General features: G+C 44.6%; 14 protein-coding genes. 9 read left to right on the top strand and 5 right to left on the bottom strand.

The features are described 5' to 3' along the window. Nucleotides 1–2: 2 nt before the first annotated feature. From AB6D07_RS00150 to AB6D07_RS00140, 3 genes are all read left to right on the top strand, one after another. The gene (locus tag AB6D07_RS00150; protein WP_009848770.1) at nt 3–569 is read left to right on the top strand and encodes a DNA-3-methyladenine glycosylase I; all 567 of its coding nucleotides are present in this window, start codon (nt 3–5) and stop codon (nt 567–569) included. A 109-nt stretch (nt 570–678) separates the two neighbouring features. Next, the gene (locus AB6D07_RS00145) at nt 679–1,701 is read left to right on the top strand and encodes a winged helix-turn-helix domain-containing protein (RefSeq protein ID WP_017100082.1); all 1,023 of its coding nucleotides are present in this window, start codon (nt 679–681) and stop codon (nt 1,699–1,701) included. After that, nucleotides 1,692–2,165, top strand: a complete 474-nt coding sequence (locus tag AB6D07_RS00140) for a hypothetical protein (protein ID WP_017104079.1) — start codon at nt 1,692–1,694, stop codon at nt 2,163–2,165. The genes AB6D07_RS00145 and AB6D07_RS00140 overlap by 10 nt, the downstream gene beginning before the upstream one ends. Nucleotides 2,166–2,250: 85 nt before the next feature. On the opposite strand, the gene AB6D07_RS00135 is transcribed toward AB6D07_RS00140, so the two are convergent. Then, complete coding sequence (locus AB6D07_RS00135) at nt 2,251–3,435, bottom strand: cystathionine beta-lyase (protein WP_017104078.1); 1,185 nt, start codon at nt 3,433–3,435, stop codon at nt 2,251–2,253. Between the two features lie 183 nt (nt 3,436–3,618). Then, complete coding sequence (cls, locus tag AB6D07_RS00130; protein ID WP_012604351.1) at nt 3,619–5,073, bottom strand: cardiolipin synthase; 1,455 nt, start codon at nt 5,071–5,073, stop codon at nt 3,619–3,621. A gap of 367 nt (nt 5,074–5,440) precedes the next feature. On the opposite strand from cls, the gene AB6D07_RS00125 reads away from it, so the two are divergent. From AB6D07_RS00125 to AB6D07_RS00110, 4 genes are all read left to right on the top strand, one after another. Beyond that, nucleotides 5,441–6,874, top strand: a complete 1,434-nt coding sequence (locus AB6D07_RS00125) for a sodium-dependent transporter (protein ID WP_012604350.1) — start codon at nt 5,441–5,443, stop codon at nt 6,872–6,874. Nucleotides 6,875–7,062: 188 nt separating this feature from the next. After that, nucleotides 7,063–8,679, top strand: coding sequence for a methyl-accepting chemotaxis protein (locus AB6D07_RS00120; protein ID WP_069592159.1), 1,617 nt, complete (start codon nt 7,063–7,065; stop codon nt 8,677–8,679). Between the two features lie 205 nt (nt 8,680–8,884). Beyond that, nucleotides 8,885–9,583, top strand: coding sequence for a TIGR01621 family pseudouridine synthase (locus tag AB6D07_RS00115; protein WP_029223129.1), 699 nt, complete (start codon nt 8,885–8,887; stop codon nt 9,581–9,583). An 8-nt stretch (nt 9,584–9,591) separates the two neighbouring features. Beyond that, entirely contained in the window at nt 9,592–10,536 is a 945-nt protein-coding gene (locus AB6D07_RS00110; RefSeq protein WP_032500848.1) for a class I SAM-dependent methyltransferase, read from the top strand. Between the two features lie 91 nt (nt 10,537–10,627). On the opposite strand, the gene AB6D07_RS00105 is transcribed toward AB6D07_RS00110, so the two are convergent. Further along, entirely contained in the window at nt 10,628–11,947 is a 1,320-nt protein-coding gene (locus AB6D07_RS00105; RefSeq protein ID WP_017104074.1) for a cation:dicarboxylate symporter family transporter, read from the bottom strand. 410 nt (nt 11,948–12,357) lie between these two features. Between AB6D07_RS00105 and AB6D07_RS00100 the strand changes: the two genes are divergently transcribed. Then, nucleotides 12,358–13,764: a nodulation protein NfeD gene (locus tag AB6D07_RS00100; RefSeq protein ID WP_017104073.1), complete on the top strand. Its 1,407-nt coding sequence runs from the start codon at nt 12,358–12,360 to the stop codon at nt 13,762–13,764. Nucleotides 13,765–13,846: 82 nt separating this feature from the next. Beyond that, nucleotides 13,847–14,644: a slipin family protein gene (locus AB6D07_RS00095; RefSeq protein ID WP_017104072.1), complete on the top strand. Its 798-nt coding sequence runs from the start codon at nt 13,847–13,849 to the stop codon at nt 14,642–14,644. Nucleotides 14,645–14,733: 89 nt separating this feature from the next. On the opposite strand, the gene trpA is transcribed toward AB6D07_RS00095, so the two are convergent. Continuing rightward, entirely contained in the window at nt 14,734–15,540 is an 807-nt protein-coding gene (trpA, locus tag AB6D07_RS00090; protein WP_017080965.1) for a tryptophan synthase subunit alpha, read from the bottom strand. Continuing rightward, on the bottom strand, nt 15,540–16,730 hold the full coding sequence (trpB, locus tag AB6D07_RS00085; protein WP_009848758.1) for a tryptophan synthase subunit beta: 1,191 nt from the start codon (nt 16,728–16,730) through the stop codon (nt 15,540–15,542). The genes trpA and trpB overlap by 1 nt, the downstream gene beginning before the upstream one ends. Nucleotides 16,731–16,852 lie beyond the last annotated feature (122 nt).

Below are 16,852 nucleotides of genomic sequence, written 5' to 3'. Positions count from 1 at the left end.
ACATGGAAACAAACACTGAAGGTAGAACGTGTGCATGGGCACTGAAGCACGAACTGGAAAGGGAGTACCACGACGCAGAGTGGGGCGTGCCTGTTTATGATGACCAAGTTCTGTTTGAGTTCATTACTTTAGAAGGCGCTCAGGCGGGCCTGAGTTGGATTACGATCCTTAAAAAGCGCGAAGGCTATCGTGCTGCCTTTGATAATTACGATCTAAACAAGTTAGCCGAATTGAATGAAGACAATGTGCCACACGTCATAGAGAACTTTGATGTGGTTAAGCATAAAGGCAAGATTGCCTCTGTGTATAACAACGCTCGAGCAACGCTTGAACTGCAGAAAGAGTTTGGTTCTCTTTCAAACGCCTTATGGCAATTTGTCGATAACAAGGTGATCGAAAACCACTGGATTGAGATGACTCAAGTTCCAGCTTCTACCGAGCAATCCAAAGCGATGAGTAAGTTTTTGAAGAAGAGAGGCTTTAAGTTTGTTGGGGAAACAATCTGTTACGCGTTAATGCAAGCGACAGGTATGGTTAATGACCATTTAGAAGGTTGCCCACATAAATAAAGGTGTTATTTCTCGACGCGAAATAATTGTGTGTAAATTGAAAAATTCACTGGTCATTTATAAACTTTTCAATATTATATGCGACCAAATTCAAATGTAGACAACGATAGTGAATCAACAAAACTACCAAATATGTGATGCTAACTATGATCCCTTGCTTAGGCAGTTTATGCGTGAGGATGGCCACGTAGAAACTATCGCGCCGCTAGAAGGTAAAGTGTTCCTATTCTTGCTTGAAAATACAGGCGAATGCATTGAGCGAGGCCTGATCTTTGATAGATGTTGGGGGGATGTGATTGTCTCTGAGCAAGCGTTGACCAACGTGATATCTAAGCTTAGAAAAACACTGAACAGAGTGACTTGTGGTTGCGCCACGATTCGTACCGTCAGTAAAATGGGGTATTCTCTGGAGATAGAGGAATCATCTCAACCTCAAAATACAGAGCCTAAAGCGACAGTCCCTGAGGCGGATTTAGTATCAGAGTCTCCTCAAACGATAGGATTATCGCAAGCCGAACTTAACCCATCATCAATAACGACAAATCAAACACAAACCTCAGGCGAGTCACCTGAGAAAAAGCCGCAAGATGAGCAGGCTCATGTTATGCCTGCATCAGTAACACAAAGCGTTGAAGGCGACATGGAAATGCCATTGTCCACAGTTAGCCCGAGGGGTTCAGTCAACGCGGTACCACCTAGCTTTAAGCTTTTTGTTCATCGTCATTTAGCCTGCGTGGGCTACTTTTTAGCCTTTACCTGTGTGTTGATCTCTTTGTTTAATATATTTCAGGCTTACTATCAGCCATTGCCATATTTTGTTGATAAAAATGAGTATCACGACAGTTTCGTAGATGAAACGAATCACTACTTTTTCCATATTGTTCGCAATGAAGCCTACTCGTTGCCTGCGATCACTGAGAGACTGATACAAGTTATACCCAGCCACTGTAATGTTGATGTTTTTGTTCGCATTTATCCATCTGTCAACCAACCTGAAAATGATGCTTTGTATATGCTAATTGAGAGAAAGGATGGCGAAGCTCTTAATTACTTGTCATCTATTTTTGAAGTTGAGTCATCTTTTGATTCGTTTGTGAATTACATGGCTCAAAGGAGTTACTTTTGCGAATAATTGGTTTGCTATTAGTATTAGCACTCACCGCTGCAAGTTTTATGATTGATAGGAACACATTAGCGGGTACTCGTTGGCACTGTAAAACTATCAAAACAGGTTTTATGACGCAGGCATTTCAACCTTATCAATCGTTGTATGAACGTATGACTTTTACCTTTCAATCCGACAATACGTTTATGATTTCAGAGTCGGTGAAGATTGAAAGGAAGGATGGTCAGGTGAGTAAATTGGAGCACCACTCCTCAGGTCGTTATTCGTTAGAAGATGGCGAGTTGTCTATCTCTATCATTGATTATTCGCCGACAACTGAAACTGATGACCCTGTTATTAATCGAGAGTATAGCTCGTATAAGGGGCTGAATATTGATTATTCAGTTGTTGTCACCGATGACTCACTCTATTTATTTAATAAAAATCGTTTCGAAATTTTTAATTGGGTATGTTTTAAGGTTCAGAAGTAGTCATATAACTTCTACACCAAGAGCTTACCGAACTAAAAAGGCAGGTTGTCCCTGCCTTTTTGTGGAAACTTGTTTATTGTTTTACTTAAACCAGAGCGTTGTAACGATCTAGTCCAGCTTCTAGATCCGCAATCAGGTCATCGACGTCTTCTAAGCCGATATGAACGCGTATCAAGGTTCCTTCGAAGTTAGGGTTCGCTACCGTTCTCAAGCTATTAAAGCTGCTCGGTTCGTTCGCTAGAATCAAACTTTCAAATCCACCCCATGAGTAACCCATACTAAAGTGCGTCATACCATCAAGCAGAGCAGTCGTTGCTTTTGTGTTTGAGTTCTTAAGAACGAAAGAGAACAAACCATTACCGCCAGTAAAGTCTCGTTTGAAGAATTCATGACCGGGACAAGACTCAAGGGCAGGGTGACGAACATGGTCAACCTCAGGGCGTGTTTCTAACCACTTTGCTACTTTTAGGCTGCTTTCAGCATGTTGGCGAAGTCGAACGTCAAGAGTGCGAATACCGCGAAGACCAAGATAAGCGTCATCTGGAGATACGCACTGTCCCATCAAGTAACTCTGCTCTCTCAGTTGATCCCAACATTTTTCGTTGGCTACTGCCGTTCCTAGCATCACATCAGAGTGACCAACAATGTATTTAGTCGCCGCTTGAATTGAGATGTCGACGCCAAAATCGAACGGTGAGAAGTTAACACCAGCCGCCCACGTGTTATCGAGCATTACAATGATGTCATGTTCATGGGCAATACGTGCGAGTGTTGGGATGTCTTGAACTTCCATGGTGACTGAACCAGGAGATTCAGTAAATAGAACCTTAGTATTTGGCTTAATAAGGTCTTGGATACCTTCACCGATCGTTGGCTCGTAGTAAGTGGTCTCTACACCCATCTTTTTCATTATGGTGTCACAGAAATCACGAGTGGGTTCATAACAGGTATCGACCATCAGAATATGGTCACCTGTTTCAACAAAAGAGAGGATGGCATTAGAGATGGCTGCCGTACCACAAGGGTAAAGTGCGCAACCTGCACCACCTTCAACTTCAACCATTGCATCTTGAAATGCGAAATGAGTCGTGGTGCCACGGCGTCCGTAGAAAAGTGTCTTGTTAGCGCGGTTAATGGTCGCTTTGCGTTTCTCTTCTACTGTGTTGAACACGACAGTTGAAGCGCGTTGTACTGGTGGGTTAACGACACCATTAGTCCACTTCTTATCACGACCTGCAGTGATCAGTTTAGTGGTTTTGTTCTCGGACATGCTGTGAATTCCTTATCAATCGGTTATGTCCTATTTAAAACATGCCAATAGCCTTCAAAGCAAGAGCAGAGCGGGAGTTTTTGCGCTTTTCTTTCGCTTTTTAACCTTCCACGTCGTTTATCGTGAAAGGTTTAAAATCCGATAGTCGGCGAGTGATGAGCCGCGGTGGACGCATTGATGGAATTAAAGCAGCGGGTTGAATAAGTAAAACAACCTTTCGAAGAAGCGGTTGCGTAGGTTTCTCTGCTCCCATTGCTCCAATTCCACTGGATGAGATGATTCAATATAGGATTGCTGCAAATCAAACAGTTGCTTGGTGAAGTGCACATCATCAACGGCTAGCGTTACTTCGAAGTTAAGCCATAGGCTGCGCATGTCGATATTGACCGTTCCGATTAAGCAAAACTCTTCATCAATCACTACCGATTTGGTGTGAAGAAGCCCGCCGTAAAACTCATATATCTTCACTCCGGCTTCAAGCAGTTCGGTATAGAAGGCGCGAGAAGCCCATTTAACCATTAATGAATCGTTGTTATGTGGAATGATTAATTCTACGCTGACACCACGTTGTGCCGTCATTTTGAGTGTTTCTAATAAGTCGGCACTCGGTACAAAGTAGGGTGTTGTAATACGAACTGAATGGTTTGCTTGATTAATCGCAATAGTAAGAACTTGCAGAATCAAATACTCCGGCATGCCCGGCCCAGATGGCACTACTTGAACTGGATGATGCGTCATTATTTCTTCAACCGGGCACTCTGGTAAATCAGGAAGAATGCGTTCACCGGTTTCCACTTCCCAATCCCAACCATGAATTGCTGACAACACGTTAACGGTTGGCCCAGTGACGCGAACCATGACATCAATCCATTGGCCGACCCCTGAGCTCTGTTTGAAATGAGCTGGATCTACCATATTCATTGACCCGGTATAGGCGATGGACTCATCAATCACGATGATCTTCCGGTGCTGCCTTAGATCTAAACGGCGTAAGAAAATACGCCAAGGACTAACCTCTAATGCTTGGACAACGTGAACGCCAGCGTCTTTCATCATTGAACGCCAGTGACTTTTGAAAAAACGCGGGCTACCTGCAGAATCGAGTAAAACTTTAACATCGACACCACGTTTTGCTGCTCGAATAAGTGCGGAAGCAACGGAGTCAGTTAAGCCACCGGGGTGCCAAATATAGAAAACCATTTTGATACTAGTCTGGGCGTTTTCTATATCTTCGATAATTGCGTGTAGGATCTCATTAGGAGAAGCCTGTAGTGAAAGTGTGTTTCCGCTGAGAGCTGGAATGCCCATCCGATTGTTACAAAGCTCATCAATTTTGTGGATAGGCGAGCCGACTTTACCTGGAAGGTGGACTTGGCAATCATTTAATTGGCGGAACCAATCACCAAAAGGCGTAAACATGCGATGTGCCCGCTCAGCCCTCTTTCTACCAAGATTTAGCTCTCCGAAAAGGAAGTAACAAGCGACGCCAACAATAGGGATAATGTAGATAACCATCAACCATGCGAGAGAAACGCTGACAGAGCGTCGTTTTAGTACGACACGAAAAGTCACACCGGCGACAAGGACCCAGTATAAAGCGACAGAAGCTAAAGTTAAAAAATGGTAGAGCTTTTCCACATTGAATACTCGAAAAAAGAGACACTTAGATAGTAATGCTATTTTACGGATATGGGAATTTAAGGAATCAACTATTTACAAAATAGAGCAAAAGCTGTAAACAGGTTAAAGTTGTTAAGTTTTAGTTAACTTAAGACGAATGCAATTGTTTTGTATGAAAAACCGGCATTTAACCATAAAGATTTACATTGATAACGAAATATATACGGTTCGGGCTTCCAATTGTATTCTTAAACTGGTTTACTTGCTAGATAACGAGCGTCAATCAAATCTTTTAATGGTGTAAATTATTATATACACCTTATCTTTTAATGACGCCACACAAAGCAAAATACAACATCACATAACACAAAAGTTTGGAGTAAACGTGGCTACTAGTAATACAACCACTACACCCCGCGATACCTGGGGTTCGAAATTAGGATTCGTAATGGCTGCAGCAGGTTCTGCTGTTGGCTTAGGTAACATCTGGAAATTCCCATACACAGCAGGTGAAAGTGGCGGCGGTGCATTCGTTGCAATTTATCTGTTTTTTGTAATCTTCATCGGTTTTAGTGTGATGCTAACTGAATTTGCGATTGGCCGTCATACGCAAAAATCAGCAGTAGGTGCATTTAAATCAACTGACCGTCGCTGGACGTTCGCTGGTGTTATTGGCGTAGTCAGTGGTTTACTTATCATGGGTTTCTACCCTGTAGTAGGTGGCTGGTCTATCGCATACATCGGTAAAATTGCTGGTGGTCTACTAGACGCACCTGAAGCAATTGGCGACAGCTTCGGTGGCTTTATCTCAAACCCAGTTCAGCCACTAATGTGGATGGGCCTATACCTACTACTTAACGTTGTCATCGTTATGAAGGGTATTTCTGGCGGTATTGAGAAAGCGGGTAAGATTCTGATGCCGCTTCTTTTCATCATCCTTATCGTGGTATCAATCAAAGGCCTAATGCTTCCGGGCGCGATGGCTGGTCTTGAATTCCTATTCAGCCCTGACTTCTCTAAAGTAGACAGCGGTGTAATCCTAGCTGCACTGGGTCAAGCATTCTTCTCACTATCTCTTGGTATGGGTTGTATGTTGACTTACGGTTCTTACCTTAAGAAGAAAGAGAACCTAGTTCAAACTACAGCTATGGTTACGGCGATGGATACAGGCGTTGCTATCCTAGCTGGTGTTGCAATGTTCCCTGCAATGTTCGCATTCGGTATGGAACCTGCAGCAGGTCCTGGTCTAGTATTCGTTGTTGTTCCTCAGCTATTCGCTGAAATGGGCGGCGTAGTTGGTCTTCTATTTGCTCTTATGTTCTTCGTTGGTCTAAGTGTTGCGGCACTGACTTCTTCAGTATCTCTACTTGAAGTTGTTGTTTCGTACCTAATCGATGAGAAAGGCATGAAGCGTGTAACAGCTGTACTGTCTGCAAGTGTCGTAATGGCGATTCTATGTATCTTCGCTTCTCTATCACTTGGTGGCTTCGGTCCTACACTGTTCGGTACTGGCGCATTCGATATCTTCGACCTACTAACGGATAAGATCTTCCTAGCAGTTGGCGGTATGTTGGTATGTATCTTCGCTGGTTGGAGACTAAACCGTGCTGACCTAGAGAAAGAAATCACTAACGACGGTGAAGTATCTTTCCCTCTATTCGGTCTATGGTACACACTCGTTAAGTACATCATCCCAGTAGCTATCGCTATCGTAGCGTTCATGGGCATCTCTTCTGGCTTCGACAGCGGTAAAGGTGCAATCATGCTACTAGGTATTGGTATCATTGCCGGCTCTGCGCTTATTTCTAAGAAGCTATAATTCTTAGAAACTCTAATCGCAAACTAAAGTTAATTGATAAGCGGGAGCCATTGGCTCCCGTTTTTTATGCGACGTACTTATTATTTTTCGAGAAATAAAAACATCGTCCCCTAAAGTTGTCCGTGTGGTGGCCGATATATCTTTCGGTTAGGCTATATCGGCCTGTATTTATTTTAGGTAGGTGTTCTGTGAAATTGTCAGTGAGAAAAAAACTATATTTGGGTTTTGGATCTATATTGGCGGTGCTTGTCACGTTAGTAGGGATTGTATCGATAGAAGTGATTGGGGCTCACGAGAGCTCTGATGAAATTAGACTGGATGATGTTCCAGGAACTGTTACCTACCTTATATTGATCGATGAAGCTGGTGATGTTTACCGTGATGCTTTGGGTGCGGTTGTTCAGGGCGGTAATGCGCTCAATGATTATCGAGCTAATAAGACTCAATTTTCTCAAGCAATTGAAGAAGCAAAGCGTTTAGAGAGTAAAGGCTCAGAGGACCATCGTCGTGTTCAGCGAATTGAAGAGCTAATGGGGCGCTTTACTCAAGAGTTTGAATCGAAGCTCGTACCTATGCTTAATGATGAAACTGCATTGTTATCAAATATCCAGCAGCTTCGCTCTTTGTATGAGAGTAATCTTATCCCGATTGAAAATTTGCTTGATCAAGCATCTGAAAGTGAGATTGCTGATACAGAGCGAGCTCTGCTAACACTAACGGATTCGTTTATTACAATCGAACGCACGATTATGGTGTTGACTGCGGTTGCGATTGTGTTTGGTTGCGTAATTGCGTTTGTATTGTCTAGCTCTATTACTAATCGCTTAACTCGTGTAGAGCAAGTTGCACGACGCGTAGCAAATGGTGATCTAACGGCAGGTGACATTGTTGATGAATCTGGTGATGAGTTGGCTGACCTTGCTCAATCGATCAACCAGATGCAAAAGTCATTGGTCGATCTCCTCGGTTCTATCTCATCAGTGACTACCCAAGTTCAATCCGTTACTGGTGAGCTATCATCAATCAGCCACGACATCGTATCTGGCGCCTCTGCTCAAGCAGATAAAGCGACATTGATTGCGACTGCGGCAGAAGAACTAAGCTTAACCATTTCTGAAGTAGCGCAACAAGGTACTTCTACTTATGAAGAAGCGCGCCGCTCAGAAACGTCTGCAGAAGACGGTCGTAAAGTGATCGTGGAGATGGTTGCGAGCATCCAACAAGTGTCTACTCAAATGAGCGACATGTCGTTACAAATGAACACGCTGGGTTCACATGGTGAGCAGATTGGCAGTGTTATCAAGGTAATCGAAGATATCGCAGAACAAACCAACCTCTTGGCTCTGAACGCGGCTATTGAAGCTGCGCGTGCTGGTGAGTTCGGTCGTGGTTTTGCCGTGGTAGCTGATGAAGTACGAGCGCTAGCGGAGAGAACGACTAAAGCAACACAAGAAGTGTCTGGTATCATCCAATCTATTCAATCTGGTACTCAAGAAGCGGTTACTTACACTCAAGACAACTGTCGCTTAGTTGAAATTGGTGTAGAGCAAAGTACAGGGGCGGTATCGGCTCTAGAAGCAATTGTTAGCGGTGCGGGCAACGTACAAAGCATGGTTAACTCAATTGCGACTGCGGCAGAAGAACAGACAGCGGTGACAAAAGAAATCGCAGCGGATATTACGGCAATCAGTGATATCTCTGAACAGTCATTACAGTTAGCGACTCGCAGCTCTGAGAACACATCAGGTTTGAATGCTAAAGTTGCCGAACTTGAAGGCTTAGTAGGTAAGTTCAAACTTGCTTAGAGCTTAGAGCTTAGAGCTTAGAGCTGGATCATAAGTCTAGAACATAAGCTTAGAGCGAATTGATTAAAGACTTCCCAGTGAAAGTTGACTATTGAAACATAAGCCCAACGATTCAATGTTTATTGAACTCGTTGGGCTTTTTCGTAGCTGGAATCTGGATTCAGACACGGTATACTCCACGTTCTACAATGGAGCTAGCCTATACATGTTCGACATTCTTCTGAATCACTCTGATTTTTTACTTATAAACAAACATCCAGGCGTCAGCGTCCATAAAGACGATGGTGATACGATGTTATTGCAAGAAGTTGCTAAGGCAGTCAATGAGCCGAAGCTATATTTAGTCCATCGTCTCGATAAAATGACGTCAGGAATTCTACTGCTGGCAAAAGATGCCCCGGCAGCGAGTGAACTTTCACAGTTGTTTGCAAAGCGTGAAGTAGAGAAGTACTACCTTGCGATAGGCTCCAAGAAGCCGAAGAAAAAGCAGGGGCTGATCTCAGGAGATATGGAGCGTTCACGACGCTCAAGCTGGAAGCTGCTGACAACCAAAGAAAACCCAGCGATTACCCAATTTTTATCTGCAACGGCTGAACCCGGTGAGCGTCTACTTTTATGTAAACCCTATACGGGGCGAACTCATCAGATCCGTGTCGCGATGAAGTCCATTGGCTCGGCTATTGTTGGTGATCCTATTTACAATCCATCGAACGAGGCTGACAGAGGCTATCTGCATGCCTTCGCGATTCGATTTACCTATCAATCACAAGCCTACGAATATGTCTGCGATCCAAGAAACCTCGACTCTTTGGGTGAGAAATGGCATCAAGAGATCGTGTCTAATGGTTTAGACAGTTGGCTTGAACCTTGGTCATTAACGTGGCCAAAGCTAAACACTAAGTGAGTGAAATAATGGAAGCATCAGCTTTACCTCTGTTTTTTAGTCATATTGAACAGCAATTGAATGAAGTGCCGAATGAACTACGTCGTATTTTTCACGGGCGTGGCAAGTTTTGGCCCGGCCTAGATCAACTCACTTGTGATTGGGTTGATGGACAGTTATTGGTTAACGTGTTTAAAGAAGTGGACCAAGCGTTCTTATCATCTCTAAAGACTGGATTGGTCGACCTCACTAACAAAGATATCTGGCAAGTAAAACAGGGCACAAGCATTGTGCTGCAACACCGTTATGCTGATGGCGCGCCCTCTGAAGTGTTGTGGGGTCAATTGAACGACTCACCAGTCGTGGTTGAACATGGGCTTAAGTACCAACTAGACATTGGCCGCAATCAGAACTTCGGTCTGTTCCTAGACATGCGTAATGGTCGTCAGTGGGTACAAGATAATGCCAAGGATAAGAACGTTCTTAACCTGTTCGCATACACTTGTGGCTTCTCTGTGGCGGCGATTGCGGGTGGCGCTCGACAATGTATGAACGTAGACATGTCTCGCGGATCACTGAATAAAGGCCGTGATAACCACCGCTTGAATGAGCATGACATGCGATCGGTGAACTTCCTTGGCTACGACATCTTTAAGTCGTGGGGAAAAATCAAGAAGGGTGGCCCATACGAGCTGGTTATTATCGATCCGCCTTCGTTCCAAAAAGGCAGCTTTGCACTGACTAAAGACTACAAAAAGATCTTACGTCGTTTGCCTGAGCTTCTAACCGAAGGTGGTGAAGTGATTGCTTGTGTTAACTCACCAGCAGTCTCACCAAACTTCTTGATTGAGACGATGGTAGAAGAAGCGCCAAATGTTGAGTTTATCGAGCGTCTAGATAACCCACCTGAGTTTGTCGATATTGACCTCGATTCAAGTTTGAAAGTCCTGAGATTTAAATTTAACGTTTCTTAAGACGCTTAATTTGGAGTTAACAAATATCAACGTTTGAAAGTAAAAAAGCCACTCAATGAGTGGCTTTTTGGGCTTTAGGTTTCGAAGAAGTTTAAGCTTGTTGTTTCTCTAGCTCAGCTTCTTTCACTTCGTCTTTGATTAGAGAATCAACGATTACCGCACATGCTGCATCACCAGTGATGTTCAGAGCAGTACGAATCATGTCGAAGATACGGTCTAGAGCGAATAATAGAGGTAGACCTTCGATAGGGATACCAGCTGCTAGAAGAACCGCAACCACTAGGAAAGAAGGACCTGGAACACCCGCTTGACCAACTGCGCCTAGCGTAGACGTTACGATGATAGCAACGTAAGCGCCCATAGAAAGGTCGATGTTGAACAGCTGTGCGAAGAAGATAGCAACTAGGCCGTAGTAAATTGCATTACCAGACATGTTGATCGTCGCACCAAGTGGCAGAACGAATGAAGCCGTAGAGTTGCGAACGCCAAGTTCTTTCTCTACCGTTTCCATTGTTACTGGTAGTGTCGCCATTGAAGATGCTGTTGATAGTGCAACCGCTTGAGGCTTCTTCATTGCCACTAGGAACTTCTTAGCTGAAGTCTTAGTGAAGATTTGAATCATCAGTGGGTAAGCAACAAAGCCGAAGATAAGAATCGCAGCGATGTAAACAATGAACAGCTTGAACACGACCATAAGCGCGCCAAAGCCAAACGTACCTACTGCTTCAGCCATTAGGCCGAATACGCCAAGTGGTGCAATGATCATAACTTTGTTGATCATCCATACCATAGCGTCAACGATAGCATTTACACCGTTGATGATAGGGTCACGTTTCTCTTTTGCTTGTTTAGAAATCGCAATACCAAAGAATAAGCAGAAAACGAGAATTTGCAGAATGTTTGCTTCATTCAGTGATTGGAAAACGTTGGTAGGGATCATGCCAGTGATGGTTGCCCAGAACGTTGGAAGTTCGCCTTTCGCAGCGTATTCTGAAGAGAACATACCTTCAACGCCAGAAACATCGATACCACGACCGGGTTCGAACACTTCACCCATTACAAGCGCTAGTGCTACAGCAAGTGCTGACGTTAGTGCAAAGTAACCCAGTGTTGTTACACCGACTTTACCAGCCGATGAGCTATTACCTAGACCTGCAGCACCTGAAATTAGGGCAACCGCGACTAGAGGAATAACCAGCATCTTGATCAAATTGATGAAGATAGCACCCAGTGGAGCGAACATTGTTGCGCTGTCACCCATCATCGCACCGACTACAGTACCGATGATCATTGCAATAACGACTTGAATGCCGATGTTGCTTAGTAAACTCTTTTCTTTTAACACTTCCATAACCTCTGTGCTACTAAATATAAAAATCCCAGAACTACTCACCAATGTACGATGTACCATTGGATTAATATTTCGCGACGAGTTTTACACGTATCCTTTACATTTATCAATATGAGCAGAGGTGAAAGTCTCTGAAAAACAGGTGGTCTAATGTCATTTGTTGATTTTGCACAAAAATGCAATCGTTTGCCTTGGTTTTTTATAGCGATGTTATTTGTTGAATTTATAAAAGCTTTTTGACTGGAGATTTTGTGAATGATTTGCAAGCGTTGGTGTTGAAAACGTCCCATTAACATTTTGATTTCATTTGCGAGTGTTTTTTGAACGTTTATGTTGGGGTAAATCCACAGGTACGTGTTGTGTGAAATTTAGCCTGAACTATGCTTAAGGTATCTATTTATTACCAAGATGTTACCTCTGCGCTTTAAATAAAACGTCTATCTAGCATCTCAGTTGTAAGGAGAGGGGCTATGACTTTTATATTAAAGTACTTGTTTGCGTTTCTTCTGTTGTTCAGCTCAGTGTTTGCTCAGGCCGATGATGTCTGGGTGATTGAGGTGAACGGAGGGATAGGTCCGGCGACCAGTGATTACCTCACTAGAGAAATAGAACAAGCTCACGATGAGCAAGCAAAGCTCATTATTTTGAAAATGAACACGCCCGGCGGGTTAGATTCGTCGATGCGTGACATTATTCGATCCATCACCACCTCACCGATTCCAGTCGCTACTTGGGTTGGGCCTGCGGGTTCACGAGCAGCGAGCGCCGGTACCTATATTTTACTTGCCAGCCACGTTGCTTCCATGGCACCTGGAACTAATCTAGGTGCAGCAACTCCTGTGTCTCTTGGCGGTGGCAAAGCGCCGACTAATCCGTTATCTCCTCAAGACGACACCAATAAAGACGACAACACTTCTGCGAGTGAGCAAGACGCAACCAAACAAGGGAACTCAGACCAAGTAAAAGCCACCACTGCGATGGAAAAGAAAGTCATTAATGATGCAGCTGCCTACATCGTCAGTTTGGCTAAGCTGCACAAACGTAACGAAGAATGGGCAGAAAAAGCGGTAAGAGAGGCAGCCAGCTTGGATTCTGAGAATGCACTGACTCTTAACGTGATTGATTTTATTGCCAGCGATCTTCAGCAATTGGTTGAACTGAGCAACGGACGCACCATCACCATCAACGGTGTCAGTCAGGAAGTCCAACTGAGTGATGTTGCTTTTGTCGAGCGAGAACAAGACTGGCGCTTTAGTTTGCTTTCGGTGATCACGAACCCGAACGTTGCATATATTTTGATGCTGATTGGTATCTACGGTTTGTTACTCGAATTCTATAACCCTGGAGTCGGGCTACCGGGTGTATTGGGCGGTATCTGTCTGTTATTAGCTATGTATTCTTTACAAATGCTGCCGGTGAGTTACGCAGGCCTTGCGTTGATTCTGCTTGGAATTGCCTTAATGGTCGCAGAGGCCTTTAGCCCGAGCTTCGGTATTTTCGGTTTGGGTGGCGTCGCTGCGTTTACGCTCGGCTCGATCATGTTGATGGATACCGAAGTGCCAGGTTATCAAATCGCATTGCCACTAATCATTGGGATCAGTTTGTTCTCTGTTGCCTTTATCGTCGTAACAATATCAATGCTAGTCCGAGTGAGAAACAAGCCGGTGACTACGGGGATGGAAGCGGTTGTCGGCGACACTGGCAAAGTGGTAAGCGGCTTCCCCGGTGCGGGTCGAGTATTGGTTGAAGGTGAGATCTGGCAAGCCAAATGCGCGAGTGAATTACAAGCGGGACAGCTTATTAGAGTGACCAAACTGACTGGGTTGTTGTTGGATGTGGAGGCGCTGCCCGATGAGACATCATCGAAACCTAGCTAGCGCGGACTGTTAGCGTGGAATGCTAGTACAAACGTTATTGAATTATTAATTGCTTAGCCATCGTTACCATTAGGGGGCGGTTATGTTTATACACACTATAGGTATTGTCATTGTGCTCGTTATCTTGTTAATAGCCAGCATGTTCAGAGTGCTGCGCGAGTACGAGCGTGCAGTGGTGTTTTTCCTCGGGCGCTTTTACGGTGTGAAAGGGCCGGGCTTGATTATCATCATTCCTTTTATCCAACAAATTGTGCGAGTGGATCTACGAACTATCGTGTTGGATGTTCCAACACAAGATTTGATCACACGCGATAACGTGTCGGTTAAGGTGAATGCCGTGGTGTACTTCCGAGTGCTGGATCCGAAGATGGCGATCAACAACGTTGAGAATTACCTTGAAGCGACCAGCCAACTTTCACAAACAACGCTGCGTTCGGTGCTTGGGCAACATGAGTTGGACGAGCTGTTGTCTGAGCGAGAAGAGCTTAATAGAGACTTACAAGCGATACTGGATCAACACACCGATAACTGGGGGATCAAGATTGCCAATGTCGAGATCAAGCATGTTGATCTGGATGACAGTATGGTGCGTGCTCTTGCTAAACAAGCAGAGGCGGAACGTTCTCGTCGAGCCAAGGTGATACATGCGACGGGTGAGTTAGAAGCATCGACTAAATTACGTGAAGCGGCCGAAGTGCTGAATCAAGCGCCCAACGCTATTCAATTGCGATATATGCAAACGTTAACCGAGGTGGCTAACGAAAGAACCTCCACCATCATCTTCCCAATGCCCATCGATCTAGTGGAGAAGATAACCGATCCGATCAAAGCGACGCTCAATGAGGCAGCGATTAAGAAAGCGATGAAAGCTGAGGAGTAGTTAGCGTGAATGACGAGTTATAAAAAAGGCTCCACAGTTGTGGAGCCTTTTAATATTTTGAATCATAGGTTCTATTTAGTGACCGTCGATTATTTCTGCGTAGCCGCTTTCATTGGCGTAACAAACTCAGCAAGAGCTTTAAGCATTGCTTCTGGTTGTTCAACGTTGTTTTCAATGATTTTCACAACCGCTGAGCCAGAGATAGCACCTGCAGCGCCAGCTACAATCGCTTCTTTCACTTGTTCAGGAGCAGAGATACCGAAACCAAGCAGTGCTGGTGGCGCATCAAACTTGTTCAAACGATCAAGTAGGGCAGTCACAGGCATGTTTGCTTTTGTTTCTGCACCCGTTACGCCTGAGCGAGAAAGCAGGTATGTGTAACCGCCACCTAGCTCAGAAACTGATTGAAGTGTTTCATCGCTTGCTGTTGGCGGAGCAATAAAGATTGGGTGAACTCCAAACTTCTTCGCTGCAGCAACAAACTCGCCGCTTTCATTGGTTGGTACATCAGCAATCAATACTGAATCGATACCTGCTTTTGCGCAGCGTTCGTAGAAGTTCTCGATACCACGTGCGTAAACCAAGTTCGCGTACATCAGTAGGCCGATTGGCAGCTCTGGGTATTTAGCGCGAATTTGACCAATAAGATCAAAACACACATCTGGCGTTACTTTAGAATCTAAAGCACGAATGTTCGCACCTTGGATTGTCGGGCCATCTGCAAGCGGATCTGAGAATGGAATACCAAGCTCAAGTGCATCTGCACCCGCTTCAACCAAGGTTTCCATGATCTTAAGTGATTGCTCAGGGTTAGGATCGCCAACCGTTACGAATGGTACAAATGCGCCCTGATTCTTTTCAGCTAAGCGAGTGAAGAGTGATTGATAGCGATCCATTATAATGCTCCTTTCTCTTTAAGAATGTCGTGTACAGAGAAAATGTCTTTGTCACCGCGACCAGATAAGTTAACGACTAATAGCTGTTCTTTCTCAGGGTCGTCGTGAGCCATTTTAACTGCATGAGCCAAAGCATGAGATGACTCTAGCGCTGCGATAATACCTTCTTTACGTGCAATCAATTGGAACGCTTCTAGCGCTTCGTCATCGGTCACGTTGTCGTATTCAGCACGACCAATCGCATTTAGGTGCGCGTGTTGAGGGCCAACTGATGGGAAATCTAGACCCGCAGAAACAGAGTAAGACTCTTCTACTTGGCCGTTCTCATCTTGCATCAGTGGGGCTTTCATACCGAAGAAAATACCTGTTTTACCGTGTTTAAGTGGTGCGCCGTGTTGGTCGGTATCAATACCTTTACCAGCAGGCTCTACACCGATTAGGCGAACAGACTCTTCTTCAATGAAATCAGCGAACATGCCGATAGCGTTAGAACCACCACCTACACAAGCGATAACGGCATCAGGAAGGCGACCTTCACGAGCTAGAATTTGGTTTTTCGTTTCTTCACCAATCATGCGTTGGAAATCACGAACAATCGTTGGGAATGGGTGAGGGCCTGCTGCAGTACCCAATAGGTAGTGCGCGTCTTCATAAGTTGCAGACCAGTCACGTAGTGCTTCATTACATGCGTCTTTTAGCGTTGAAGAGCCAGAATGAACAGGGATAACCTCTGCGCCCATTAGCTTCATACGGAACACGTTCGGGCTTTGACGTTCAACGTCTTTTGCACCCATGTAAACACGACACTTAAGGCCTAGTAGAGCACATGCTAGAGCAGTGGCAACACCGTGTTGGCCTGCGCCTGTTTCAGCGATGATTTCTTGCTTACCCATACGTTTCGCTAGCAGCGCTTGACCAAGTACTTGGTTTGTCTTGTGAGCACCGCCGTGAAGTAGATCTTCACGCTTAAGGTACAGTTTAGTTTTTGTACCTTTAGTCAGGTTACGCGTTAGCGTTAGTGCCGTTGGACGACCTGCGTACTCTTGCAGAAGCGTCATGAATTCACTGCGGAACTCAGGATCGGCTTGTGCATCGATAAATGCTTGTTCTAGTTGGTCTAGTGCTGGCACTAGGATCTGCGGTACGTATTGACCACCGTATTCACCGAAGTAGGCATCGAGTTTAGCCATTGTGTTATTCCTTCAATTCTATTGATGTGTCTTCACACCAAGTCATTTAATCTTGTTTGAGCTTCGCTAAAGCAAAGCTCACAAATATGTTTTTAGTTTCTGCTTTCTAATTCCTAGAGCCG

The organism is Vibrio sp. 10N.239.312.C11, from assembly GCF_041466065.1.
Taxonomy (GTDB): domain Bacteria; phylum Pseudomonadota; class Gammaproteobacteria; order Enterobacterales; family Vibrionaceae; genus Vibrio; species Vibrio tasmaniensis_A.
Note: the sequence above shows the minus strand (reverse complement) of the source record. Positions and strands in the feature narration are given on the sequence as shown.

What these genes read in the sequence shown, in the direction of transcription:
- AB6D07_RS00150 (WP_009848770.1), top strand. Translation starts at nt 3, where the DNA reads ATGGAAACAAACACTGAAGGTAGAACGTGTGCATGGGCACTGAAGCAC.
- AB6D07_RS00135 (WP_017104078.1), bottom strand. Translation starts at nt 3,435, where the DNA reads ATGTCCGAGAACAAAACCACTAAACTGATCACTGCAGGTCGTGATAAG.
- AB6D07_RS00115 (WP_029223129.1), top strand. Translation starts at nt 8,885, where the DNA reads ATGTTCGACATTCTTCTGAATCACTCTGATTTTTTACTTATAAACAAA.
- AB6D07_RS00110 (WP_032500848.1), top strand. Translation starts at nt 9,592, where the DNA reads ATGGAAGCATCAGCTTTACCTCTGTTTTTTAGTCATATTGAACAGCAA.
- AB6D07_RS00105 (WP_017104074.1), bottom strand. Translation starts at nt 11,947, where the DNA reads ATGGTACATCGTACATTGGTGAGTAGTTCTGGGATTTTTATATTTAGT.
- AB6D07_RS00100 (WP_017104073.1), top strand. Translation starts at nt 12,358, where the DNA reads ATGACTTTTATATTAAAGTACTTGTTTGCGTTTCTTCTGTTGTTCAGC.
- AB6D07_RS00095 (WP_017104072.1), top strand. Translation starts at nt 13,847, where the DNA reads ATGTTTATACACACTATAGGTATTGTCATTGTGCTCGTTATCTTGTTA.
- trpA (WP_017080965.1), bottom strand. Translation starts at nt 15,540, where the DNA reads ATGGATCGCTATCAATCACTCTTCACTCGCTTAGCTGAAAAGAATCAG.
- trpB (WP_009848758.1), bottom strand. Translation starts at nt 16,730, where the DNA reads ATGGCTAAACTCGATGCCTACTTCGGTGAATACGGTGGTCAATACGTA.